Below are 25,045 nucleotides of genomic sequence, written 5' to 3' on the forward strand. Positions count from 1 at the left end.
GTACCGCTCTTTAACAATTAAACAACCGATAAGTGTGGGCGCTTGATGCGGGTGCACAGTGACTGGGTTTTAAACCCTTTCACAAGCACAATGAAATCAAGTGCTCACTAGAAGTGAAGTACCTTAGATGTCAAGTCTAAGCACATACCTCACTTCCTTTGAGTAGCGACGTATGACTCGGTTCTTCGGAACTAAGAAATACGAAACAAATACAGAGATTAAACTGAAGAGTTTGATCCTGGCTCAGATTGAACGCTAGCGGGATGCCTTACACATGCAAGTCGAACGGCAGCACGGACTTCGGTCTGGTGGCGAGTGGCGAACGGGTGAGTAATGTATCGGAACGTGCCCAGTAGCGGGGGATAACTACGCGAAAGCGTAGCTAATACCGCATACGCCCTACGGGGGAAAGCAGGGGATCGCAAGACCTTGCACTATTGGAGCGGCCGATATCGGATTAGCTAGTTGGTGGGGTAACGGCTCACCAAGGCGACGATCCGTAGCTGGTTTGAGAGGACGACCAGCCACACTGGGACTGAGACACGGCCCAGACTCCTACGGGAGGCAGCAGTGGGGAATTTTGGACAATGGGGGAAACCCTGATCCAGCCATCCCGCGTGTGCGATGAAGGCCTTCGGGTTGTAAAGCACTTTTGGCAGGAAAGAAACGTCGCGGGTTAATACCTCGCGAAACTGACGGTACCTGCAGAATAAGCACCGGCTAACTACGTGCCAGCAGCCGCGGTAATACGTAGGGTGCAAGCGTTAATCGGAATTACTGGGCGTAAAGCGTGCGCAGGCGGTTCGGAAAGAAAGATGTGAAATCCCAGAGCTTAACTTTGGAACTGCATTTTTAACTACCGGGCTAGAGTGTGTCAGAGGGAGGTGGAATTCCGCGTGTAGCAGTGAAATGCGTAGATATGCGGAGGAACACCGATGGCGAAGGCAGCCTCCTGGGATAACACTGACGCTCATGCACGAAAGCGTGGGGAGCAAACAGGATTAGATACCCTGGTAGTCCACGCCCTAAACGATGTCAACTAGCTGTTGGGGCCTTCGGGCCTTGGTAGCGCAGCTAACGCGTGAAGTTGACCGCCTGGGGAGTACGGTCGCAAGATTAAAACTCAAAGGAATTGACGGGGACCCGCACAAGCGGTGGATGATGTGGATTAATTCGATGCAACGCGAAAAACCTTACCTACCCTTGACATGTCTGGAATGCCGAAGAGATTTGGCAGTGCTCGCAAGAGAACCGGAACACAGGTGCTGCATGGCTGTCGTCAGCTCGTGTCGTGAGATGTTGGGTTAAGTCCCGCAACGAGCGCAACCCTTGTCATTAGTTGCTACGAAAGGGCACTCTAATGAGACTGCCGGTGACAAACCGGAGGAAGGTGGGGATGACGTCAAGTCCTCATGGCCCTTATGGGTAGGGCTTCACACGTCATACAATGGTCGGGACAGAGGGTCGCCAACCCGCGAGGGGGAGCCAATCCCAGAAACCCGATCGTAGTCCGGATCGCAGTCTGCAACTCGACTGCGTGAAGTCGGAATCGCTAGTAATCGCGGATCAGCATGTCGCGGTGAATACGTTCCCGGGTCTTGTACACACCGCCCGTCACACCATGGGAGTGGGTTTTACCAGAAGTAGTTAGCCTAACCGCAAGGGGGGCGATTACCACGGTAGGATTCATGACTGGGGTGAAGTCGTAACAAGGTAGCCGTATCGGAAGGTGCGGCTGGATCACCTCCTTTCAGAGCTTAGTGCTCGTGTTAAGCGTCCACTCTTATCGGTTGTTTGATATAGCTGGGATCGGTTGTGGGCTTGGGTAGAGGGACTCCTCCCTGTGTCCATGACTTCTGACTACTGATCCGAGAAGGTTTTGGGTCTGTAGCTCAGTCGGTTAGAGCACCGTCTTGATAAGGCGGGGGTCGTTGGTTCGAATCCAACCAGACCCACCAAGTATTCGCAGGTAGAGATGCCGTGGATATGGGGGTGTAGCTCAGCTGGGAGAGCGCCTGCTTTGCAAGCAGGATGTCATCGGTTCGATCCCGTTCACCTCCACCAAGACCTGTGCCTGGTGGGATGTAGAGGCTAACTCATAGTGTCGTGCGGATAATATCTGCCCGGTCTTATGAGTTGGGTTTTACTCAACAGCTATATTCGTTCTTTAACAATCTGGAAGAAGCACAACGAAATGTGCTCATCGAGTAATCAGCTTGCTGATGAAGATGGGTACGGGTTGTGATTGCATTAATTTTGTTCCAAGTTCTCAAGACTGGGGTGAATAACCTCAGACTGCTTTGAAACTTATGAACGGCACAAACGCTAATACTCAGGTCCTATAGCCTACAGCGTTATAGGATCAAGCGACTAAGTGCATATGGTGGATGCCTTGGCGATCACAGGCGATGAAGGACGTAGTAGCCTGCGAAAAGCTGCGGGGAGCTGGCAAACAAGCTTTGATCCGCAGATATCCGAATGGGGAAACCCACTCCGTAAGGAGTATCCCTGACTGAATACATAGGTCAGTGGAAGCGAACCGGGTGAACTGAAACATCTCAGTAGCTCGAGGAAAAGAAATCAACCGAGATTCCGAAAGTAGTGGCGAGCGAAATCGGAAGAGCCTTCACGTTTTAGCATGCAAGATAGTCGAACGGAATGGAAAGTCCGGCCGTAGCAGGTGATAGCCCTGTAGACGAAATTTTGTGTGTGGAACTAAGCGTGAGAAAAGTAGGGCGGGACACGTGAAATCCTGTTTGAAGATGGGGGGACCATCCTCCAAGGCTAAATACTCGTGATCGACCGATAGTGAACCAGTACCGTGAGGGAAAGGCGAAAAGAACCCCGGAAGGGGAGTGAAATAGATCCTGAAACCGTATGCATACAAACAGTAGGAGCCTCCTTGTGGGGTGACTGCGTACCTTTTGTATAATGGGTCAGCGACTTACATTCAGTGGCAAGGTTAACCGAATAGGGAAGCCGTAGCGAAAGCGAGTCCGAATAGGGCGATTCAGTCGCTGGGTGTAGACCCGAAACCAGATGATCTATCCATGGCCAGGTTGAAGGCACGGTAACACGTGCTGGAGGACCGAACCCACTAATGTTGAAAAATTAGGGGATGAGCTGTGGATAGGGGTGAAAGGCTAAACAAATCTGGAAATAGCTGGTTCTCTCCGAAAACTATTTAGGTAGTGCCTCAAGTATTACTGCGGGGGGTAGAGCACTGTTATAGCTAGGGGGTCATGGCGACTTACCAAACTATGGCAAACTCCGAATACCCGCAAGTACAGCTTGGGAGACAGAGCACCGGGTGCTAACGTCCGGACTCAAGAGGGAAACAACCCAGACCGCCAGCTAAGGTCCCAAATTATCGCTAAGTGGGAAACGAAGTGGGAAGGCATAGACAGTCAGGAGGTTGGCTTAGAAGCAGCCATCCTTTAAAGAAAGCGTAATAGCTCACTGATCGAGTCGTCCTGCGCGGAAGATGTAACGGGGCTAAGCGATAAACCGAAGCTGCGGGTGTGTACTTTGTACACGCGGTAGGAGAGCGTTCTGTAAGCCTGCGAAGGTGGCTTGTAAAGGCTGCTGGAGGTATCAGAAGTGCGAATGCTGACATGAGTAGCGATAAAGGGGGTGAAAAGCCCCCTCGCCGTAAGTCCAAGGTTTCCTGCGCAACGTTCATCGGCGCAGGGTGAGTCGGCCCCTAAGGCGAGGCAGAGATGCGTAGCTGATGGGAAGCTGGTTAATATTCCAGCACCGTCGTACAGTGCGATGGGGGGACGGATCGCGGAAGATCATCAGGGTGTTGGATGTCCCTGTTGACGTATCGAAGATGGCGCTTAGGCAAATCCGGGCGCGTAAATCAAGGGTACGGCACGAGCGAGCATTGCTTGCGAAGTGATTGGAAGTGGTTCCAAGAAAAGCCTCTAAGCTTCAGCTGTACGAGACCGTACCGCAAACCGACACAGGTGGACGGGATGAATATTCCAAGGCGCTTGAGAGAACTCAGGAGAAGGAACTCGGCAAATTGATACCGTAACTTCGGGAGAAGGTATACCCCGGTAGTGTGAAGCGCCTGCGCGCTTAGCATGATGGGGTCGCAGAGAATCGGTGGCTGCGACTGTTTATTAAAAACACAGCACTCTGCAAAGACGAAAGTCGACGTATAGGGTGTGACGCCTGCCCGGTGCCGGAAGGTTAAGTGATGGGGTGCAAGCTCTTGATCGAAGCCCCGGTAAACGGCGGCCGTAACTATAACGGTCCTAAGGTAGCGAAATTCCTTGTCGGGTAAGTTCCGACCTGCACGAATGGCGTAACGATGGCCACACTGTCTCCTCCTGAGACTCAGCGAAGTTGAAGTGTTTGTGATGATGCAATCTACCCGCGGCTAGACGGAAAGACCCCATGAACCTTTACTGTAGCTTTGCATTGGACTGTGAACCGGCCTGTGTAGGATAGGTGGGAGGCTTTGAAGCGTGGTCGCTAGATCACGTGGAGCCATCCTTGAAATACCACCCTGGTTTGTTTGCGGTTCTAACCTTGGTCCGTTATCCGGATCGGGGACAGTGCATGGTGGGCAGTTTGACTGGGGCGGTCTCCTCCCAAAGTGTAACGGAGGAGTTCGAAGGTACGCTAGGTACGGTCGGAAATCGTGCTGATAGTGCAATGGCATAAGCGTGCTTGACTGTGAGACTGACAAGTCGAACAGGTGCGAAAGCAGGACATAGTGATCCGGTGGTTCTGAATGGAAGGGCCATCGCTCAACGGATAAAAGGTACTCTGGGGATAACAGGCTGATACCGCCCAAGAGTTCATATCGACGGCGGTGTTTGGCACCTCGATGTCGGCTCATCTCATCCTGGGGCTGTAGCCGGTCCCAAGGGTATGGCTGTTCGCCATTTAAAGAGGTACGTGAGCTGGGTTTAAAACGTCGTGAGACAGTTTGGTCCCTATCTGCCGTGGGCGTTGGATACTTGACGGAGCCTGCTCCTAGTACGAGAGGACCGGAGTGGACGTACCTCTGGTGTACCGGTTGTCATGCCAATGGCATTGCCGGGTAGCTAAGTACGGAAGAGATAACCGCTGAAGGCATCTAAGCGGGAAACTCGTCTGAAGATTAGGTATCCCGGGGACTTGATCCCCCTAAAGAGTCGTTCGAGACCAGGACGTTGATAGGTCGGGTGTGGAAGCGCAGTAATGCGTTAAGCTAACCGATACTAATTGCTCGTGAGGCTTGATCCTATAACACTGATGGTTATGACCTGGTGATATAGCGTTCCAAGTGTCGTTCAATACAAAATCTGGCTGCCCCGTCAGCAGCCAGCCAACACCAATTACACCCACTGTGCGGGATCATCGAGACACTCTCTGATCCCCACACGTTGCGCTTCTTCCAAGATTGGAGCGGTTGTCCCCAAAGACAATCTCTCAACCCGTTACGCCTGACGACCATAGCAAGGTGGTACCACTCCTTCCCATCCCGAACAGGACAGTGAAACGCCTTTGCGCCGATGATAGTGGACGGACGTCTGTGAAAGTAGGTCATCGTCAGGCTTTTATTGCTCAAAACCCCATAGGCTCGCGCCTGTGGGGTTTTGTTTTTGTGGCGTGTGAAACAAGAACCCCCGTGCGGCTGGCGCCGCATGGGGGTTTTTACTTGATCCCACGGAAATTCAGCGCGGACGGTTCAGTTGGTGGCGCCGGTGTAATCCTGCCGATCGATGCCGTGGCGCTGCAGCTTGTCGTAGAAGGTCTTGCGGGGAATGCCCAACGCTTCCAGCGTGGCGCGCACATCGCCCTGGTGGGCGGCGAGGGCGTCGCGGATGAGCTGGGCCTCGAAGCGTTCCATCTTTTCCGGCAGGGTGCCTGGCGCGGTTTCCGCGGTTGGCGAGACTGCGGCCGGCGTGTTGAGCACGCCCAGCACGAAGCGCTCGGCGAAGTGGGCGAGTTCGCGCACGTTGCCGGGCCAGTCGTGCGTCAACAGGTGACGCTTGATGTCGGCCGGCATATCGGGAATGTCGCGTTGGAAGCGGCGCGAGGCGTGACCCAGATAATGGGCCAGCAGCAGCGGAATGTCCTCGCGGCGTTCGCGCAGCGGCGGGATACGGATGGTGACGACGTTGAGCCGGTAGAAGAGATCTTCACGAAATTTGGCGCGGATCGCGGGATTGCCCAGGTCTTCCTTGGTGGCGGCGACGACACGCAGATCCAGGCTGCGGACCTCGTTGCTGCCCAGCGGCGTGATCTGGCGGGATTCCAGTACCCGCAGCAGCTTGACCTGCACGGCGAGCGGCATGCTTTCGATTTCGTCCAGGAACAGCGTGCCGCCGCTGGCATGCTCGATACGCCCGATGCGGCGCTTCTGTGCGCCGGTGAAGGCGCCGGCCTCGTGGCCGAATAGCTCACTTTCGATCACGCTTTCGGGTAGCGCGCCACAGTTGATCGCGACCAACGCCCGGTGACGGCGGCGGCTCAGGCGATGCAGGGCGGTGGCGACCACCTCTTTGCCCGTGCCGGTCTCGCCCTCCACCAGGACATCGACGTCCGCATCGGCGATGTGGCGCAAGGTCTGCTTGATGCGCTGCATGGCCGGTGTGGTGCCGATAAAGGGCACTTCATCGGCTTCGACGGCGAACGCCGCTTCGCGCAGGCGGCGGTTTTCAAGCACCAGGTGGCGCTTTTCGGCGGCGTGGGTGATGGCGGTGACGAGGCGGTCAGGCGGATAGGGCTTGGCCAGGAAATCATAGGCGCCGTCGCGCATGCATTGCACCGCCATGGCGATATCGCCATGGCCGGTAATGAGAATGACGGGAATTTCCGGATCGATGGCGCGCAGGCGCTGGAACAGTTGCAGGCCGTCGATATCGGGCATGCGGATGTCGGTGACCACCACGCCATCGAAATCACGATTCAAGGTGGCCAGCGCACCGCGCGCGCTGGCGTGGGCTTGCACGTCGATGCCGCGCAGCTTGAGTGTTTGCACATTGGCGCGACGCAGTTCGTCGTCGTCATCGATGAAAGCCACCAGGGGCGCCGGCCGGTTGCCGGCAGCCGCTTCGAACATTGCGGCCATGGCCGGCTCGGCCTCGGTGTGTTCCAGGTGTCTGGTGTCTGATGCCGGCGTCGCCGGATCTGGCCGGGTCGGCGGGCGGGAAGGGGAGTCAGGAACGCGGGTCATGGATCGGCGGGCGGCGACTTGCGCAGCGTGAGGGTGAACATCGCGCCGCGGTCGGGACCGTGGGGCGCGGGGAAAATGGCGTCGCCGGGATGGGCGACACGCAGGTCGCCGCCGAACTCGGCGACGATGTCGCGCGAGATCACCAACCCCAGTCCGAGGCCTTCGGCCTTGGTCGTGTGGAACGGCGTGAACAGCCGGGCGCTGGTTTCGGCCGACAGACCCGGGCCGTTGTCGCTGACGAACAACTGCACCGATGCGCCCATGTCCTGCATGGCGACGACGATGCGGCCGTCGGCCCGGCCTTCAAGCGCATCCAGACCGTTCTGCAGCAGATTCACCATCACCTGCTCCAGACGGATGCGGTCGGCCCACACCCGATGATCCTGTTCGACGGGAGGCCGCTGCAGGACCACGCCCTGCCGCCTGGCGCGCGGGCCGACCAGCAGCAGCGCGCCGTCCAGCGCTTCCTGCAGGCTGGTGGGACCGACCGAGGCCCCGGCCTTGCGCGAAAAGGCTCGCAGTTCGCCGGTTATATGGCCGATGCGTTCTGTAAGCGAGGCGATGGTGGCCAGGTTTTCCTCGACCGAGGGATTGTCGCGCCGGCGCAGGAATTCGGCGGCGTTGTCGGCATAGGCGCGGATGGCGGCCACCGGCTGGTTGATTTCATGCGCCACGCCGGCGGCCACCTGTCCCAATAGCGCGAGCTTGCTGGCCTGCACCAGTTCGTCCTGCATGGTGTGCAGGCGCGCTTCGGTGCGTTGGCGTTCGTCCATCTGCGCGACCAACTGCTGATTGGCCGCGCGCAACTGCGCGGTGCGTTCCTCGACCTGCGCGGCCAGTTGCTGGCGTACGGCCAATTGCTGCGCGCTGCGCTCGCGGCCCCGGTGACGGCGGTACAGCAGGATGCCGACCACCGCGGACAGCACGCCTTGCGCCAGCAGCGCGCCCAGCTGCGCGTTGGCGGTGGCGCGGTTCAGGGCCGACTGCACCGGCGACAGCAGATGCAACGTCCAGCCCGGCGATTCGACAATGGGCAGCGTGGTGTGCAGCAGCGGCGCACTGGCCGGGATTTGCGGCAAGGCTTCGCCGGCCCGCACCAGTTGGCCGCCACTGACGGTTTGCAGGGGCGGCTGCAACGGGAGTGGCTGGAACATGGCATCGCCGAACTGCAGGCTGGTGCGCAGGGTTTGGGCCAGGTCGGGCGCGAGCGGCGCCACGACGCGAAAGCGCCAGTCGGGCACGCTTCCCAGGAGCACCACGCCATGCTCGTCGGTGACGAAGATGGGCGCGTTCGACTGGCGCCAATCGGCCTCGAGATCGCGGAAATCGACTTTCAATACCACCACGCCCAGCATGGCGCCATTGGCGTCGTCCACACGGCGCGACAGGTACAGCCCGGCTTCGTGGCTGACCGTGCCCAGGGCGAAGTGTTCGGCCGAGCCATGTGCCACTGCGCCGCGGAAATACGGCCGGAACTGGTAGTCGACACCGACGAAGGTGGCCGGCTCGCGCCAGTTGCTAGCGGCGATCGCATAGCCGCTGCGGTCCAGCACGTAGATTGCGGATGCGCCGACGCCGCGGCTCAAGGTATCGAGTTTCTCGTCGAGCGCTTCGATCTGCGCTGCCGAGGGCGCCTGCAGCGTGGCGCGCAGGTCCACGTCGCGCGTCAGGACGAAGGGCAGCGCGCGGAACTTGTCCAGGTTGTTGCGGAGCAGGGCGGCATTGATCTGTCCCGCGCTGCGGGCCTGCTGGTAGGCCTCCTTGAGCGCTCCTTCCCGCGCCCATTGACTGGCGGCGTGCAGGATGCCAAAGACGGCGGCCACCGCCACCAAGGCCAGCAGGATCCAGGCCCAGGCGGGAAGGCGGCGTGGGCCGATGGCGTCCGGATCCGGCTGCGTCGGCGGGAAGGCTGAGGGGAGGGGCATGGTGTTGTGCGGTTTTTCGCACATTTTATCCGGTTTCTGTGCGGTATTTCGCTCGATATTTTATCGGTGTACCGTGGGGTGGAAAAAATTCCAAGTCGAATCAAACACTTGAGGCGGCGGCGAGGGAGGCTTGCTGCTGGCACGGGGTTTGCGTATGTCCCTCCAAGCCCGGCCACATCGCACACCGGGTGAAATCGGCCTGCGCCAATACGCAAGGCTCTAAAAGAGATAACGCCCCGATATCCGCTGCGCCACGACGCGGGGGAACAGGGGCCCCTGGTGGGGACAAATCCCAATGATCGAAGTGGATCAAGGCGCGCCTGCGCGCAAGCTCAAGTTCTATCAAATCCTGTACGTGCAGGTGCTGTTCGCCATTGTGGTCGGCATTCTGCTGGGCTATTTCAAGCCCGATCTCGGCCAGGCGATGCAGCCCCTGGGCGATGGCTTCATCAAGCTGGTGAAGATGATCATCGCGCCGGTGATCTTCCTGACGGTGGCGACCGGCATCGCGGCCATGAGCGACCTGAAGAAGGTCGGCCGCGTGGCCGGCAAGGCCATGCTGTACTTCCTGGTGTTCTCGACCCTGGCGCTGATCGTCGGCATGCTGGTGAGCCACCTCGTGCAGCCGGGCGCCGGCATGCACATCAATCCGGCCACGCTCGACCAGAAGGCGGTGTCGGGCTATGTCGCCAAGGCGCATGACTCGACCATCACTGGCTTCCTGCTGAACGTCATCCCCACCACGATCTTCAGCCCCTTCGTCGGCGGCGACATCCTGCAGGTGTTGTTCGTGGCGGTGCTGTTCGGCATCGCGCTGGCGCAGGTCGGCGAGCGCGGCAAGCCGGTGCTGGACTTCCTGACGGCGCTGGCCCAGCCCATCTTCAAGCTGGTCGCCATCCTGATGAAGGCCGCGCCCATCGGGGCCTTTGGCGCGATGGCGTTCACCATCGGCAAGTACGGCATCAAGTCGATCATCAACCTGGCGATGCTGGTGGGCACGTTCTACGCCACTTCGGTGCTGTTCGTGGTCGTGGTGCTGGGCCTGGTGGCGCGCTACAACGGCTTCTCGATCCTGAAGCTGGTGCGCTACATCCGCGAAGAACTGCTCCTGGTGCTGGGCACGAGCTCGTCGGAAGCGGCACTGCCGACGCTGATGCAGAAGATGGAGCGCGCCGGCTGCTCGAAGTCGGTGGTCGGCCTGGTGGTGCCTACCGGGTATTCGTTCAACCTGGACGGCACCAACATCTACATGACGATGGCGGCGCTGTTCATCGCCCAGGCCTGCGACATTCCGCTGTCGTTGGGCGACCAGATCCTGCTGCTGCTGGTGGCGATGCTGAGTTCCAAGGGCGCCGCGGGCGTGACGGGCGCCGGCTTCATCACGCTGGCAGCCACGCTGTCGGTGGTGCCGACCGTGCCGGTGGCCGGCATGGCGCTGATCCTGGGCGTGGACCGCTTCATGTCCGAATGCCGCGCGCTGACCAACCTGGTGGGTAACGCCACCGCCGCCGTGGTGGTGGCGCGCTGGGAAGGCGAGCTGGACAAGGACCAGTTGCATGCGGCGCTGGAAGGCGAGGCCCCGGCGCCCGGCGTGCAACCGCAGGCGATGGCGCAGGTGTCGACCTCGCAAAGCTGATCGCTGCCGCGGATCGCTACAAAAAAGCCCCCGGGATCGCCAAGGTCCCGGGGGCTTTTTTCATGTTGCCGCGCGAATCAGGGAATCGCGATGCCGGCGGCCCGCAGCAGGTTGGCGGTTTCGAACAGAGGCAAGCCCATGACGCCGGTGTAGCTGCCGTCGATGCGCGCGATGAAAGTGCCGGCCAGCCCCTGGATGCCGTAGGCGCCGGCCTTGCCGTAGGGTTCGCCGCTGTCGCAATAGCGCGCGATTTCGTCCGCTTGCAGCGGACGCATTTGCACCTCGGTGATGGAGACCGACTCCAGCAGGCGTTCGCCGCTCCACAGCGCCACGGCGGTGTGCACCTGGTGCGTCTGGCCCGACAGCGCCTGCAGGATGCGGATGGCGTCGTCGCGGTCGGCGGGCTTGCCGAGCACCTGGCCGTTCAGGATGACCGTGGTGTCCGCGGCCAGCAGCGGCATGATGGGCAAGGATTGGGCGCGCAGCCAGTCGCGACCGCGTTCGGCCTTGTCGCGGGCCGTGCGCCGGACGTAGTCGGCGGCGCTTTCGCCGGGGTGTTGCGGTTCGTCTTCGCCGGGCGGAGCGGGCACGCGCAGCACCGCGTGCGGCAGGCCGATCTGTGTCAGCAATTCGCGCCGGCGAGGACTGGCGGAGGCGAGGTAGAGGCGTGCGGGCAAGGCGTCAGTCATGGGAGGCGGCGCGCTGCAGGCGCGCGAGGCTGGCGCCCGGCGTCATGCCTCAGGCGCGGTGATAGGGATGGTTGGTCATGATGGCCCAGGCGCGGTAGAGCTGTTCGGCCAGCACCACGCGCACCATGGGGTGTGGCAGCGTCAGGGATGACAGGCGCAGTTGACCGCTGCACGAGGCCTTGAGGTCGGCGTCGAGTCCGTCGGGGCCGCCGACCAGGAAGGCGACGTCCTGGCCGCCGGCGCGCCATTGCTCGAGCTTTTGCGATAACGCCATGGTGGTGAGATCGCGGCCGCGTTCGTCCAGCGCCAAGCGCAACGCGCCGGCCGGCAGGGCGGCCTCGATGCGCTTGGCTTCGGCCGCCATCATCTGTGCCGGGGTCTTGCCGGTGGTGCGCGGTTCGGGCTTGATTTCACGCAGTTCCAGCGCGCAGTCCGGCGGCAGGCGCTTGGCGTAGTCGTCCCAGGCTGTCTGCACCCAGTCCGGCATGCGGGTGCCCACGGCCGCGACGATCAGTTTCACGACGCGCCTCAGTCGTCAGTGCTGTCGTAGCCGCTGTCGCCGGCGATCGGCGCGGACCGGGTGGATTCGGGCAGCAGTTTGACGCGCACCGGCTTGCCGCCCCAGATCTCTTCCAGGTTGTAGTACTGGCGGATGGCGGGCTGCATGATGTGGACGACAACGTCGCCCAGGTCGACCACGACCCATTCGCCGGTGTCTTCGCCTTCGATCGTGATGCCCGACAGGCCGAGCGCGCGGCCGCGGTCGGAGACGCTGGAGGCCAGCGCACGGGTCTGCCGGTTGGAGGTGGCGCTTGCAATCACGACGCGATCGAACAGGCTGGTCAGATGCGTGGTGTTGAAGACCTTGATGTCTTGCGCCTTGACGTCTTCGAGGGCGTCGATGACGGCGCGTTGGAGTTTCTGTATATCCATAGCTGCAAATATAACCCGCTGACGGGCGGTGGGAGCCGGTTCCGCGGCGCCGCGCGCCGAGGCGGGGGTGGGTTTATCGGTAAAGATGGTGCGCCGCAATATAGGCGGCGACAGGGGCGGCCAGCAGGCCGTGGGTCGGTTCGCCCCGGGCCAGGCGCTCGCGGATCTGCGAGGCCGAGACCGGCATCGGGGCAAAAGGCAATTCTTCGAGTTCGCGCCCCTGGCCACGCAGCCAGTCGGCCAGTTCGGCCGGCGGCGTCAGCGGCGTGCCGGGGCGCGTGGCCACGGCCAGGTCGACCAGGCTGGCGATGTCGCGCCAGGACTGCCAGGTGCAGAAATTGGCCAGTTGGTCGGCGCCCAGCAGCCAGACGTAGCGCGCATCGGCGGGCAGGGCGCGCAGGGTGTCGATGGTGTAGGTGGCGCCGCCGCGCTCCAGTTCGATCGGGTTGACCGCCAGGCCGTCGCGGCCCGCAATGGCCAGTTCCAGCATGGCGCGGCGCTGTTGCGCGGTGGCGTGCAGGGCGGCGCGTTGCCACGGGTTGGCGGCCGGGATCAATTGCACCTGCGCCAGATCGAGCGCGCGCAGCGCGTTTTCGGCCAGGGCGACATGCGCGACGTGGACGGGGTCGAAACTGCCGCCCAGGAGCCCGATACGCTTCACACCCAATCCCGCGGCGTCAGGTAGGCGGCCAGTTCGGCCTCGGGCGTCCCTGCCTGGGGCTGCCAGTCGTAGCGCCATTGCGCCAGCGGCGGCATCGACAGCAGGATCGACTCGGTGCGGCCGCCCGATTGCAGGCCGAACAGCGTGCCGCGGTCGAACACCAGGTTGAACTCGACGTAGCGGCCGCGGCGGTAGGCCTGGAAGTCGCGTTCTCGCTCGCCATACGGCGTGTGGCGGCGGCGGTCGACGATTGGCAGGTAGCTGTCGAGGAAGGCGTCGCCGACCGAACGCGTCAAGGCGAAGGAGGCGTCGAAACCGGGGGCGTTCAGGTCGTCGAAGAAGATGCCGCCGATGCCGCGGGTTTCGTTGCGGTGCTTGAGGAAGAAGTATTCGTCGCACCAGCGCTTGTAGCGCGGGTAGTAGTCGGCGCCGTGGCCCGCCAGGGCGTCGCGGCACACTGCGTGGAAGTGGCGCGCGTCTTCCTCGAAGGGGTAGTAGGGCGTCAGGTCGATCCCCCCGCCGAACCAGAACACGTCGGTTTCGTCATGGCCGGGACGGGCCGTGGCGACGAACATGCGCACGTTCATGTGCGTGGTGGGCACGTAGGGGTTGCGCGGATGCAGCACCATCGAGACACCCATGGCCTGCCACGAGCGGCCGGCCAGTTCGGGCCGGTGCGCGCTGGCCGAGGGCGGCAGCTTGGAACCCTGGACGTGGCTGAACAGCACGCCGGCGCGTTCGAACAACTGGCCGCCTTCGAGCAGGCGCGACACGCCGCCGCCGCCTTCGGGCCGGATCCATTCGTCGGTGCGGAACGGGCCGCCCTCGGCGGCTTCCAGCGCCCCGACGATGCGGGCCTGCAGGCCGGTGAAGTAGCCGCGGACGTCGGCGACGGGCAATGCGTTCATCGGCGCTTCCGGTTACGCGTTGGACTTGGGCTTCTGCTGCGACGGCTTGAGCGCGCGCCAGCCGATGTCGCTGCGGTACTGGCGGCCGTCGAAGTGGATGCCGTCGATGGCTTCGTAGACGCGGTCGCGCGCCATCTTGACCGAGTCGCCCAGCGCGGTGACGCACAGCACGCGGCCGCCGGTGGTCTGGGTTTCGTCGCCTTCCAGGCGGGTGGCCGCGTGGAACACCATGCAGTCGTCGGCGTCTGCGGGCAGGCCGCGGATGACGTCGCCGGTACGCGGGGTGTTGGGATAGTTGTGCGAGGCCAGCACCACGCCCAGGGCGGTGCGGCGGTCCCAGGTGATGTCGGCCTGGTCCAGCGTGCCTTCGACGGCGTGCTCGAGCGCGTCCAGCAGGTCGCTCTTGACGCGCATCATGATGGGCTGGGTTTCCGGGTCGCCCATGCGGCAGTTGAATTCCAGCGTCTTGATGTCGCGGTCGGGATCGTCGCCGGGGGCGATCATCAGGCCGGCGTACAGGAAGCCGGTGTAGGGGATGCCGTCGCGCGTCATGCCCTGCACGGTCGGCAGGATGATTTCGCGCATGATGCGGTGATGCAGCTCGGGCGTGACGATGGGGGCGGGCGAGTAGGCGCCCATGCCGCCGGTGTTCGGGCCCTGGTCGCCATCTTGCAGGCGCTTGTGGTCCTGGCTGGTGGCCAGCGCCAGCACGTTGCGGCCGTCGCACATGACGATGAAGCTGGCTTCCTCGCCGACCAGGCATTCCTCGATGACGACGCGCGCGCCGGCTTCGCCCATGGAGCCGTCGCCGAGCATGGCGTCGACGGCTGCGTGCGCTTCTTCGAGCGTGGCGGCGACCACCACGCCCTTGCCGGCGGCCAGGCCGTCGGCCTTGATCACGATGGGGGCGCCTTCCTGGTCGATGTAGGCGTGGGCGGCGGCCGGATCGGTGAAGGTCTCGTAGCGCGCGGTCGGGATGTTGTGCCGGACCATGAAGGCCTTGGCGTAGTCCTTGGAGCTTTCCAGCTGCGCGGCGGCCTTGGTGGGGCCGAAGATCTTCAGGCCACGAGCGCGGAAGACGTCGACCACGCCAGCGGCCAGCGGCGCCTCGGGGCCGACGACCGTCAGGGCGATGCCTTCGCGCTGGACGAAATCGGCCAGTTCCTCGGCATTGGTGAGCGGGATGTTTTCCATCTGCTCGGCCCGTTGCGTGCCGCCGTTGCCCGGCGCCACGTACACCTTGTGTACGCGCGGGGAGCGGGCCAACCGCCAGGCGAGGGCATGTTCGCGGCCGCCCGAGCCAATTACCAGGAGTTTCATTGTTGCGTGATTCTTAAGGTTGCCAGTCGAGTGTCGTCAGACACCTGCCCGAGAAATAGGCCACGGATCCGGGCGGGCCCGGATCCGGTGACAGCGGGGCGCGGGGAAGGCCAGGCCTGCGGCGCGCCGGGTAATGGAAAAACTGCGTGGAAAAGCAGCGTCGACAAGACTGCGGAAAATTATTGCGCTTCGTCGAAAATGACGGTCGTATAGACTTCCTGCACGTCGTCCAGGCTTTCGAGGGCGTCGAGCAGTTTCTGCATCTTGATGGCGTCTTCGCCGGCCAGTTCGGTTTCGTTCAGGGCCTTCATGACGATGCCGTCGACTTCGGCCTTCAGGCCGGCGTCGTCGAAGGCCTTGCGCACGGCGGCGTAGTCGGCCGGGGCGCAGACCACTTCGATCACGCCTTCCTCATCGGTGGTGACGTCTTCGGCGCCGGCCTCGAGGGCGGCTTCCATGACCTGGTCTTCCGGCGTGCCGGGAGCGAACACGAACTGCCCGCAGTGCTTGAACATGAAGGCCACCGAGCCTTCCTGGCCCAGGTTGCCGCCGTTCTTGGCGAAGGCGTGGCGCACTTCCGCCACGGTGCGGGTGCGGTTGTCGGTCATGCAGTCGACGATGACCGCCGCGCCACCGATGCCGTAGCCTTCGTAGCGGACTTCCTCGTAGGCGTCGCCGTCCGCGCCGCCCGCGCCGCGCTGGATGGCGCGCTGGATGTTGTCCTTGGGCATGTTGGCGTCGGTGGCCTTGTCCCAGGCCATGCGCAAGCGCGGATTGCTGTCCGGGTCGGGGCCGCCGGCGCGCGCCGCCACGGTGATTTCACGAATGATCTTGGTCCAGAGCTTTCCGCGTTTGGCGTCTTGGCGGCCTTTGCGGTGCTGAATATTGGCCCATTTGCTGTGTCCGGCCATGGCTTCCCAGGATAAATTGTCTGCAAAACGGGCATTTTACCGTGCCGGCGGCCGGTGCGCCCGGCTGCCGACCGCCTGTGTCCATATTGCCACGCGCACAAGCGCCGCGGCAGGCTCTACACTTGGGCATCTGAGTCATTCCGGTCCGGAGAGCAGTCCATGCCCAACCCCATCGTCATCGCCAAGAACGCCCAGACCGAGCTGGCCCTGTTGCCGGCCCTGGCCAATCGCCACGGCTGTATCACCGGCGCCACGGGGACGGGCAAGACCGTCACCCTGCAGGTGCTGGCCGAGTCCTTTTCCCGCATCGGCACGCCGGTCTTCATGGCCGACGTCAAGGGCGACCTGACCGGCATCTCGCAGGCGGGGGTGGCCAGTCCCAAATTGCAGGAACGCCTGAAAAACCTGGGCCTGTCGGAGCCGGCGTGGGGCGCCAGCCCGGTCACGCTGTGGGACGTGTTCGGCGAGCAGGGCACGCCGGTGCGGGCCACCATTACCGACATGGGCCCGCTGTTGCTGGCGCGCATCCTGGAACTGAACGATACCCAGGAAGGGGTGCTGACCCTGGTTTTCAAGGTGGCCGACGACGAAGGCCAGTTGCTGCTGGACCTGAAAGACCTGCGCGCCATGCTGCAGAACGTCGCCGATCGCGCCGCCGAACTGAAGACCCGTTACGGCAATGTGTCGGCGGCCAGCGTCGGCGCGATCCAGCGCAGCCTGCTGGCGCTGGAGTCACAAGGCGCCGAGAAATTCTTCGGCGAACCCATGCTGGACGTGGCCGACCTGATGCGCACCGACGCCCAGGGCCGCGGCATCGTCAACGTGCTGGCCGCCGACAAGCTGATGCAGGCGCCGCGGCTGTACGCGATCTTCCTGCTGTGGCTGCTGGCCGACCTGTACGAGAAGCTGCCCGAAGTGGGGGATCCCGACCAGCCCAAGCTGGTGTTCTTCTTCGACGAAGCGCACTTGCTTTTCAACGACGCGCCGCCCGCGCTGCTGAACAAGATCGAGCAGGTGGTGCGCCTGGTCCGTTCCAAGGGCGTGGGCGTGTATTTCGTCACGCAGAATCCGCTGGACATCCCGGACACGGTGCTGGGCCAGCTGGGCAACCGGGTGCAGCACGCGCTGCGGGCCTTCACGCCGCGCGACCAGAAGGCCGTCAAGACCGCGGCCCAGACCATGCGGCCCAATCCGGGGCTGGATATCGAGGCGGCCATCACTGAACTGGGCGTGGGCGAAGCGCTGGTGTCGCTGCTGGATGCCAAGGGCCGGCCGATGCCGACCGAGCGCGCCTGGATCGTGCCGCCGGCCAGCCGCATCGGGCCGGCCACCGACACCGAGCGCCAGGCCTTGCGCCAGGGCAGTCCCATGTCGGCCAAATATGACAAGGCCATCGACCGCGAATCCGCCTACGAAGTGCTGGCCGGACGCGCCGCGGCGCCAGCCGATCAGGCGCCCGGGAAGGCCGCGCCCACGCCAACGGCGGGGGGCGCGCCGGCCGAGAAGCAGGGCGGTGGTCTCATGGACAGCCTGAATGACGTGCTGTTTGGCTCGACCGGACCGCGTGGCGGCAAACGCGACGGCGTGGTGCAGACCTTCGCCAAGAGCACGGCCCGTTCGATCGCGACGCAATTGGCCCGGGGCATCCTGGGGTCCCTGCTGGGATCCAAATCCCGCCGCTGAACGCTGTATTCCATTTTTAGGACAAATTCGGGCCCCCGCGTGTTGTAACCCGAGGTATTGTGTTGTTTGTAACTGGGGGTGTTGCGTTGGCACCATTTATGCCTATGATTCTGGGCGATATAACCCGGAAATCCAAAGGAAAGCGTGGTGGCAAAACACAAGATTGCAGTACTTCCAGGAGATGGCATCGGCAAGGAGGTCGTGCCGGAAGGCTTGAAGGTGCTTGAGGCCGCCGCGACGCGCTTCGGCATCGATTTCCAGTGGGATCATTTCGACTGGAGCTGCGACTATTACGCCAAGCACGGCAAGATGATGCCGGACGACTGGCAGCAGCAGATCGGCCAGCACGAGGCGATTTTCTTCGGCGCCATCGGCTGGCCCGCCACCGTGCCCGATCATGAAGCGCTCTGGGGCTCGCTGTTCAAGTTCCGTCGCGAATTCGACCAGTACATCAATCTGCGCCCGGTGCGCCTGATGCCCGGGGTGCCGTCGCCGCTGGCCGATCGCAAGCCGGGCGAGATCGATTTCTTCATCGTCCGTGAGAACACCGAAGGCGAGTATTCGAACAGCGGTGGCGTACTGTTCGGCGGCACCGAGCGCGAGGTGGTCATCCAGGAAAGCGTGTTCACCCGCGTCGGCGCCGAGCGGGTCCTGAAATTCGCCTTCGAACTGGCCCGCAAGCGCGGCAAGCACTTGACCGCGGCAACCAAGTCCAACGGCATTTCGATCTCGATGCCGTGGTGGGACCAACGCGTGGCCGACATGGCCGGGAACTTCCCCGACGTCCGCTGGGACAAATATCACATCGACATTCTGTGCGCGCATTTCGTGCAGCATCCTGACTGGTTCGACGTGGTCGTGGCTTCCAATCTTTTCGGCGATATCCTGTCCGATCTCGGCCCGGCTTGCACCGGCACGATCGGCATCGCCCCGTCGGCCAACCTGAATCCCGAGCGCAAGTTTCCGTCGTTGTTCGAACCGGTGCATGGATCCGCGCCCGACATCTACGGCAAGGGCATCGCCAACCCGATCGGCCAGATCTGGAGCGGCGCGCTGATGCTGGATTTCCTGGGTTATCCGGACGCATCGGCGGCGGTGGTTCGCGCCATCGAAACCGTGCTGGCCGATGGCCCGCGCACACGCGACATGAAGGGCAGCGCGTCCACGGCCGAAGTGGGCGACGCCATCGCGTCGCTGATTCCCACGGCGTAGCGATGCATCAGCCAGGGGCCGATAACGTGGTCGATTCGATTGCCGCTCCGCCCGCGCCGGTGGGCGGGAGCCGGGCCGACCGCTTCGCCCGCAAGCTGTTTCGCATGCTTCGCTCGCGCACGCAGCGACACAACCAGCACCTGTGGCCGTTCGTGCGGATCTGGCGCGATCCGGCGGGCGTGATCTGCGGTTTTCGGGCGTTCGGACGCACCTTTCCCATTACCCCGCTGCAGCAGGGCTATGACCCGGCGGACGCAGAGGTGCACCTGATCCTGAGCGGACCCTCCATTGCGCAGATTCCATACGACCGCCTGGATATCCGGACGGCGATGGGCGTCAATGGCTCGATCGCGCTGGCTCGCAAGTTCAAGTTGCCGTTCAAGTACTACTGCATCATCGACCAGAATTTCGTGCGTGATCGCATCGACCTGGTGCGTGAAATCGTCGCTTGCGACCTGACCTTGTATGTGTTGCCGGAAGTCCTGCGCTACATCATGCAGGGCATTCCGCAGGATCTCATCCGTTGCCGCATCTGCATCATCGAGCTGATCTCGGAGCGCGCCTACGAGCGCAGCGCCGCGCCGGCGGTGCTCAAGCGCATGGTGGCGGCATCGCCCGACCTTCAATTGCTGGATGCCAAGCAAGGGTTGGGCTACAGCTTCGACGCGTCGCTGGGCGTGTTCGATGCCGATACGGTGGCCTATGTGGCGTTGCAGGTATTGATCTCGGGCGGAGCGCGCAAGGTCTACTTGCATGGTCTCGACCTGACATTGCAGCACGGCATGCGTTTCTACGATGAGGGCGCCACGCCGCAAACCAGCCGCCTGGTGCGCAACTTCGCCCGCCTGATCGAGCCATCGTTCCGTTTTGCCGCGCAGCAGTGGCGCGGCCGGGGCGTGTCGGTGATCAACCTGTCGCCGGTGAGCGCGTTGCCGCCGGAGGTGATCGAGCGGCAGAATTGGCAGGCGCTTCTCAAGAATTGAAAAAAAGCCCGGCGCTCGCCGGGCTTTTTTTCGCGTGTTTCGCGGGCGTGGCGCCGTTCAGTGAGCGCCTGCCGCGGCTTCCGCGGCGCCGCCGCCACCACCCGCCTTGGCCGAGCGGGGCCGTGCGAACCATACCAGTCCGGTCAGCAGCAGGAAGATCACCGCCGAGGCGTAGAAGACGTCGACCGCCGACATGGTGAAGGCCTGCGAGTTGATCATCCGGTCCACGGTGCTCAGCGCCTGCGAGTGCGACATGCCGACGCTGTTCTGCAGCACGTTCACTGTCTGGTCGAAGGCCTGCTGGCCGGGCTTGGCGACTTCGGTCAGCTGTGCGTGGTGCAGGGTGGCGCGGTTTTCCCACAACGTGGTGGCGATCGAGGTGCCGAATGCGCCGGCCGTCAGGCGCAGGAAGTTCGACAGGCCGGAGGCCGCGGGTATGCGCCAGGGTTCGATGCTGGACAGCGTGATCGAGGTCAGCGGCACGAAGAACGCCGCCATGGCCGCGCCCTGGATGATGGTGGGGACCATCAGCGTGCGCACATCGGTCTGCGTATTGAAACCGGACCGCATGAAGCAGACCAGCGCAAAGATCAGGAATGCCACCGTGACGATCTGGCGCGGGTCGCGCGTGGCCAGCATCTTGCCCACCATGGGTGTGAGCAGGATGGCCAGCAGCCCCACCGGCGCGGTCACCAGGCCGGCATAGGTGGCGGTGTAGCCCATGTAGCTCTGCAGCCACAGGGGCAGCAGCACCACATTGCCGAAGAACACGCCGTACGCCACCGCCAGGGTCAGCGCGCCCACCGTGAAGTTACGGACCTTGAACAGGCGCAGGTCCACCACCGGATGCGCATCCGTCAGTTCCCAGATCAGGAAAAAGACGAACGCGACGAAGGCGATCGCCGCCAGCGCAATGATGGTGGGACTGGCGAACCAATCCAGTTCCTTGCCCTTGTCGAGCATGATCTGCAAGGCGCCGACCCACACCACCAGCAGCACCAGGCCGAGTTTGTCGATCGGCAGCTTGCGGGTCAGCGATTCGCGATTGCCATAGATGCGCCAGCTGATCCACGCGGCCAGCAGGCCCACCGGCACGTTGATGTAGAAGATCCACGGCCAGGTGTAGTTGTCGGAGATCCAGCCGCCCAGCAGCGGCCCCGCCACCGGCGCGACCAGTGTCGTCATGGACCAAACCGCCAATGCCATGCCGGCCTTGGATTTGGGAAAGCTGGCAAGCATCAATGTTTGCGACAGCGGGATCATCGGCCCGGCCACCGCGCCTTGCAGCACGCGGAAGGCGATCAGCGCTTCGAGCGAGGGCGAGAAGCCGCACAGCCACGAGGCCAGCACGAACAGCAGCGTGGAGATCAGGAACAGCCGGACCTGGCCGAACCGCTGCGTCAGCCAGCCGGTCAGCGGCACGGTGATGGCGTTGGCCACGGCGAACGAGGTGATGACCCAGGTGCCCTGGCTGGAACTGACGCCCAGGTCGCCGGAGATCGTGGGAATGGACACGTTCGCGATCGAGGTGTCCAGCACGTTCATGAACACCGCCGTGGACAGGGCGATCGACCCGATGATGCGGGTGGCGCCCTCCAGCGGCGGGTAGGTGCCCGGCGGGAGTACGGTGGGTTCGGCGGGGGCGCCGCCGACCGCGGGCTGCGCGGTGGTGCTCATGGGAGCGCTCCCTTACTTGGCGCCGCGCGCCAAGCCGGCTTTGGCCACGGGCGAGGCGTCCGCCTGCGGGGTGAATTCGTCGGAGGCGAGGTTGGCCTGGATGATTTTCTGGATCATGGCGTCGAGCTCGTCATGGGCGGGTTCGAAGGCGCGTGTCGACCAGGCCGGTTCCTTGCGGGTGGCGGCCGTCAGCGCTTCGCCTTCCTGTTTGCCGACGTCGACTTCCACATCCATCGACAGGCCCACGCGCAGCGGGTGCGTTTTCAGGTCTTCGGGATCGAGCTTGATGCGCACGGGCACGCGCTGCACCACCTTGATCCAGTTACCGGTGGCGTTCTGGGCCGGCAGCAGGGCAAAGGCGCTGCCGGTGCCGGCATCCAGGCCCTCGACAGTGCCGTGATAGGTGATCGAGCTGCCGTACAGGTCGGCGACCATCTTGACCGGCTGGCCGACGCGCATCTTGCGCAGCTGACCTTCCTTGAAGTTGGCTTCGACCCAGACCTGGTCCAGCGGCACCACGGTCACGAGCGCGGCGCCGGGCGCCACGCGCTGACCCACCTGCGCGCTGCGGCGGGCGACGACGCCGCCGACGGGGGCCGGCAGCACCGTGCGCGATTGCGCCAGCCAGGCGTTGCGCAGGCCGGCCACGGCCTGGCGCACGTCGGGGTGGTCGGCCACCGTGGTGCCCTGGGTCAGTGCCTGGTTGGTCGCCAGCTTGGCGCGCGAGGCGGCCAGCGCCGCGCGGGCCTGGGCCAGGCCCGATTGCGCGGTCTTCAGCGCGGCTTCGGCGTGCAGGATTTCCTCGCCGCTGACGCCGCCCGACTTGGCCAGCTGCTGGCGGCGGCTGACGTCGCTCTGGGCGCGGGTCAGTTCGGCCTGGGCGCGCAGGATGTCGGCGTTGCGCAGGTCGACGTCGGCGGCCAGCGCATCGTTCTGGACATAGTAGGTGCGGACCTGGCGCACGGTCTGCGCCAGCTTGGCCTCGGCCTGCTGCAGGGCGACCTGCGTGTCGGCGGGATCGAGGCGCACCAGCGGCTGGCCGGCCGCGACGGTCTCGGTGTCATCGGCCTCGATGGCCACCACGGTGCCGGGCACCTGCGGCGTAATCTGCACCAGGTTGCCGTGCACGTAGGCGTCGTCGGTGCTCTCGAAGTGGGCGCCGAACAGGGCCCACCAGATGCCGTAGGCGATCGCGATGAGGATGAAAACGCCGGTCGCGATCAGCAGCAGGCGTTTGCGGGCGGGATTGGTCGTGGGAGTGGCTGCGTTCATGACGTCTGAATCCGGAGCGTTCAATGAGTGGAATTCGTGGCGGGCGCGGCGTCGGTCGCGGGGGCGGGCGCATAGCCGCCGCCCAGCGCGTTGGCCAGGTTGGCATCGAGTTGGTAGGCACGGATGCGCAGGTCGGTGTCGAGTCGCGCCTGCGTCAGCACGCCGGTCTGCGCGATCAGCACGGTCAGGTAGTTGCCCATGCCCGCCTTGTAGCGATTGACGGCCAGTTCATAGGCCGCCTCGATGGCTTCGCGCGCCTGGCGCTGCTGCGCTCTTTCCTGTTCCAGCAGGCGCAGGCCGTCGAGCGCGTCGGCGACCTGGTGCACGGCATCGAGCACGGTCTGGTTGTAGTCGGACACGGCCAGGTCGGCGTCGGCGCGGCGGCTGGCCAGGTTGGCGTTCAATTCGCCGCCGTGGAAGATCGGCAGGGTGATGGCGGGGCCGATGCCGGCGGTGCGGGCGGCGGCGCCGAGCAGGTTGCCGGTGCCGATCGCCTGGAAGCCGGCGAAAGCCACCAGATTGACGTTGGGATAGAACTCGGCGCGGGCGCTGTCGATCTGGTGCCGGGCAGCTTCGGCGCGCCAGCGCGCCGCGACCACGTCGGGGCGGTGGCCCAGCAGCTCCAGCGGCACGCTGGCGGGCACGCCGCCGGCGGGGGCGGTCAGCGCCGTTGCCACCAGCGACTGACCGCGCTGCGGACCGGCGCCCGCCAGCGCCGCGACCTGGTTGCGCAGTTGCGCCAGCGTGGTTTCGGTCTGGGTCAGCTCGACCTGGCCGGCGGCCAGCGACGACTCGGCCTGCTTGACCTCGACCTGGGTGTCCAGGCCGGCGGAATAGCGGCCGCGGGTCAGCGACAGCACTTCCTCGCGCTGGGCCAGCACGCGCTTGATGACGTCGCGCTGGGCGAAGGCGTCCTGCAGATTGAGGTAGGCGCGCACGGTGGCGCTGGCGAGCACGTTGCGCGCGGCCTGGGCGTCGGCTTCGGCGGCGGCCTGCTGCGAGACGGCGGCCTTCAGGTGCGAGCGATTCTTGCCCCAGAAATCGAGCTCGTAGCTGAAGTCCAGCGCCAGGCGGTTTTCGCTGACCACCGAGCCACCGAGCGGGGCCGGATAGATGTAGTCGGCGGACAGGTGCTCGCGGTTAAGCGTGTAGTTGGCGTCGACGCGCGGCATCAACGGGGCGCGGGCGGTACTGACGGCCGCGTTGGCCTTGGCCAGGCGGGCCTGCGCTGCGGTCATGGAGGGGCTGTTGGCCAGCGCCTCGTCCATCAGCGTGTCGAGCTGGCTGTCGCCGTAGCGCTGCCACCATTTCGTTTCGGGCCAGGCCACGGCCTGGCCCGTCAATCCCAGCTTGGCTTCATTCAGGGCGGCCACCGGCTCGGGGCCGGGTTCCATCAGGGCGCAACCGCTCAACGCCAACACTAATGCGGTAGAAAGAAGGCGTTTCATCCTGACAATCTGCTGAAAGTAATTGATTAATCTGTATTTGCCTAGGCAAATATTACGTCAAATAAAACCCCTTTTACAGGGGTGGGGCGGTGCCGGCCGACGCCGTCAGCGTTCGGGGGCGGAGGCGGAACCGTTGGCGATCATGCGGCGCAGGAAGTGCATCAGTTGCGTGACTTCGTCAGCGGAAAAGCCGCGCAGATGATGGTTCAACACATGGGCGATATTGGGCGGGATTTCGCGCGCCTTGGCTTCGCCCAGTTCGGTCAGTTCGATTTTCACGACGCGCCGGTCTTGCTGGCTGCGGGCGCGGCGCAGCAGGCCCTTGGCCTCGAGCCGATCGAGCGTGCGCGTCATGGCGCCGGTGTCCACCCCGTTGAGCCGGGCCAGCTCGGCGGGCGTGTCGGCACGGCCCAGGGAGACCATGGCGATGGGGCGCCACTGCATGGCGGTGAGATCGAGCGGAGCCATTTCCTGGTCCAGCATCCGGTTCAGGGAGTTGGCGACGAGCTTGATCAGGTAGCCGGCGTTCTCTTCCATCATGCAGCGCGTGTCGCCGCGATAATGGATCGGATTTTCGGAGGAATCAGGGCGGGGCGGGGCGTTCATCCGC

17 protein-coding genes, 2 tRNA genes and 3 rRNA genes are annotated in these 25,045 nt (G+C 63.7%); 9 read left to right on the forward strand and 13 right to left on the reverse strand.

Going from position 1 to position 25,045, the window contains the following annotated elements:
• The first annotated feature begins 220 nt into the window (after positions 1-220).
• From ACVN9Z_RS16160 to rrf, 5 genes are all read left to right on the forward strand, one after another.
• Positions 221-1,751 (forward strand): 16S ribosomal RNA (locus tag ACVN9Z_RS16160).
• 130 nt (positions 1,752-1,881) lie between these two features.
• Positions 1,882-1,958 (forward strand) — tRNA-Ile (locus ACVN9Z_RS16165).
• Positions 1,959-1,988: 30 nt separating this feature from the next.
• Positions 1,989-2,064: transfer RNA gene (locus ACVN9Z_RS16170), tRNA-Ala, on the forward strand.
• A gap of 296 nt (positions 2,065-2,360) precedes the next feature.
• Positions 2,361-5,241 (forward strand): 23S ribosomal RNA (locus ACVN9Z_RS16175).
• Positions 5,242-5,440: 199 nt separating this feature from the next.
• Positions 5,441-5,553, forward strand: a 5S ribosomal RNA gene (gene rrf / locus ACVN9Z_RS16180).
• Together the 16S, 23S and 5S rRNA genes with 2 tRNA genes alongside form the textbook arrangement of a ribosomal RNA operon.
• A 133-nt stretch (positions 5,554-5,686) precedes the next feature.
• Here the strand turns inward: rrf and ACVN9Z_RS16185 are convergent.
• Both ACVN9Z_RS16185 and ACVN9Z_RS16190 read right to left on the reverse strand, forming a co-directional pair.
• On the reverse strand, positions 5,687-7,072 hold the full coding sequence (locus ACVN9Z_RS16185) for a sigma-54-dependent transcriptional regulator (protein WP_020926882.1): 1,386 nt from the start codon (positions 7,070-7,072) through the stop codon (positions 5,687-5,689).
• Positions 7,073-7,173: 101 nt separating this feature from the next.
• The gene (locus tag ACVN9Z_RS16190; protein WP_458212394.1) at positions 7,174-9,102 is read right to left on the reverse strand and encodes a sensor histidine kinase; all 1,929 of its coding nucleotides are present in this window, start codon (positions 9,100-9,102) and stop codon (positions 7,174-7,176) included.
• Between the two features lie 295 nt (positions 9,103-9,397).
• On the opposite strand from ACVN9Z_RS16190, the gene ACVN9Z_RS16195 reads away from it, so the two are divergent.
• A complete protein-coding gene (locus ACVN9Z_RS16195; RefSeq protein WP_006387788.1) occupies positions 9,398-10,738 on the forward strand; it encodes a dicarboxylate/amino acid:cation symporter in 1,341 nt (446 codons plus the stop codon).
• Positions 10,739-10,815: 77 nt separating this feature from the next.
• Here ACVN9Z_RS16195 and ACVN9Z_RS16200 read toward each other — a convergent pair whose 3' ends face one another.
• The 7 genes from ACVN9Z_RS16200 to ACVN9Z_RS16230 form a co-directional block, all read right to left on the reverse strand.
• Positions 10,816-11,427, reverse strand: coding sequence for a Maf family protein (locus tag ACVN9Z_RS16200; protein WP_107316819.1), 612 nt, complete (start codon positions 11,425-11,427; stop codon positions 10,816-10,818).
• A 49-nt stretch (positions 11,428-11,476) separates the two neighbouring features.
• Positions 11,477-11,947 carry a 23S rRNA (pseudouridine(1915)-N(3))-methyltransferase RlmH gene (rlmH, locus tag ACVN9Z_RS16205; RefSeq protein ID WP_006387790.1) on the reverse strand — a complete coding sequence of 157 codons (471 nt, stop codon included), beginning with the start codon at positions 11,945-11,947 and terminating at the stop codon, positions 11,477-11,479.
• A gap of 8 nt (positions 11,948-11,955) precedes the next feature.
• On the reverse strand, positions 11,956-12,360 hold the full coding sequence (gene rsfS / locus ACVN9Z_RS16210) for a ribosome silencing factor (RefSeq protein ID WP_006387791.1): 405 nt from the start codon (positions 12,358-12,360) through the stop codon (positions 11,956-11,958).
• A 73-nt stretch (positions 12,361-12,433) separates the two neighbouring features.
• Positions 12,434-13,021 carry a nicotinate (nicotinamide) nucleotide adenylyltransferase gene (gene nadD / locus ACVN9Z_RS16215; protein ID WP_458212395.1) on the reverse strand — a complete coding sequence of 196 codons (588 nt, stop codon included), beginning with the start codon at positions 13,019-13,021 and terminating at the stop codon, positions 12,434-12,436.
• The gene (hemF, locus tag ACVN9Z_RS16220; protein ID WP_006387793.1) at positions 13,018-13,929 is read right to left on the reverse strand and encodes an oxygen-dependent coproporphyrinogen oxidase; all 912 of its coding nucleotides are present in this window, start codon (positions 13,927-13,929) and stop codon (positions 13,018-13,020) included. Before hemF ends, nadD begins: the two co-directional genes overlap by 4 nt.
• 12 nt (positions 13,930-13,941) lie before the next feature.
• On the reverse strand, positions 13,942-15,249 hold the full coding sequence (gene purD / locus ACVN9Z_RS16225; RefSeq protein WP_006387794.1) for a phosphoribosylamine--glycine ligase: 1,308 nt from the start codon (positions 15,247-15,249) through the stop codon (positions 13,942-13,944).
• 179 nt (positions 15,250-15,428) lie between these two features.
• A complete protein-coding gene (locus ACVN9Z_RS16230; RefSeq protein ID WP_006387795.1) occupies positions 15,429-16,160 on the reverse strand; it encodes a YebC/PmpR family DNA-binding transcriptional regulator in 732 nt (243 codons plus the stop codon).
• 159 nt (positions 16,161-16,319) lie between these two features.
• On the opposite strand from ACVN9Z_RS16230, the gene ACVN9Z_RS16235 reads away from it, so the two are divergent.
• The 3 genes from ACVN9Z_RS16235 to ACVN9Z_RS16245 all read left to right on the forward strand — a co-directional run bounded on the left by ACVN9Z_RS16235 (position 16,320) and on the right by ACVN9Z_RS16245 (position 20,038).
• Positions 16,320-17,843 carry a helicase HerA-like C-terminal domain-containing protein gene (locus ACVN9Z_RS16235; RefSeq protein ID WP_054508427.1) on the forward strand — a complete coding sequence of 508 codons (1,524 nt, stop codon included), beginning with the start codon at positions 16,320-16,322 and terminating at the stop codon, positions 17,841-17,843.
• Positions 17,844-17,987: 144 nt separating this feature from the next.
• Positions 17,988-19,055, forward strand: coding sequence for a tartrate dehydrogenase (locus ACVN9Z_RS16240; RefSeq protein ID WP_006387797.1), 1,068 nt, complete (start codon positions 17,988-17,990; stop codon positions 19,053-19,055).
• A gap of 2 nt (positions 19,056-19,057) precedes the next feature.
• A complete protein-coding gene (locus tag ACVN9Z_RS16245; RefSeq protein WP_006387798.1) occupies positions 19,058-20,038 on the forward strand; it encodes a hypothetical protein in 981 nt (326 codons plus the stop codon).
• Positions 20,039-20,095: 57 nt separating this feature from the next.
• Here ACVN9Z_RS16245 and ACVN9Z_RS16250 read toward each other — a convergent pair whose 3' ends face one another.
• The 4 genes from ACVN9Z_RS16250 to ACVN9Z_RS16265 all read right to left on the reverse strand — a co-directional run bounded on the left by ACVN9Z_RS16250 (position 20,096) and on the right by ACVN9Z_RS16265 (position 25,041).
• Complete coding sequence (locus tag ACVN9Z_RS16250) at positions 20,096-21,715, reverse strand: DHA2 family efflux MFS transporter permease subunit (RefSeq protein ID WP_458212396.1); 1,620 nt, start codon at positions 21,713-21,715, stop codon at positions 20,096-20,098.
• 12 nt (positions 21,716-21,727) lie between these two features.
• On the reverse strand, positions 21,728-22,987 hold the full coding sequence (locus tag ACVN9Z_RS16255) for an HlyD family secretion protein (protein ID WP_458212397.1): 1,260 nt from the start codon (positions 22,985-22,987) through the stop codon (positions 21,728-21,730).
• Positions 22,988-23,007: 20 nt separating this feature from the next.
• Positions 23,008-24,435 carry an efflux transporter outer membrane subunit gene (locus ACVN9Z_RS16260; protein ID WP_026384881.1) on the reverse strand — a complete coding sequence of 476 codons (1,428 nt, stop codon included), beginning with the start codon at positions 24,433-24,435 and terminating at the stop codon, positions 23,008-23,010.
• Positions 24,436-24,540: 105 nt separating this feature from the next.
• Positions 24,541-25,041, reverse strand: a complete 501-nt coding sequence (locus ACVN9Z_RS16265) for a MarR family winged helix-turn-helix transcriptional regulator (RefSeq protein ID WP_049051813.1) — start codon at positions 25,039-25,041, stop codon at positions 24,541-24,543.
• Positions 25,042-25,045: the final 4 nt, after the last annotated feature.

Source organism: Achromobacter sp. KK8, from assembly GCF_054188005.1.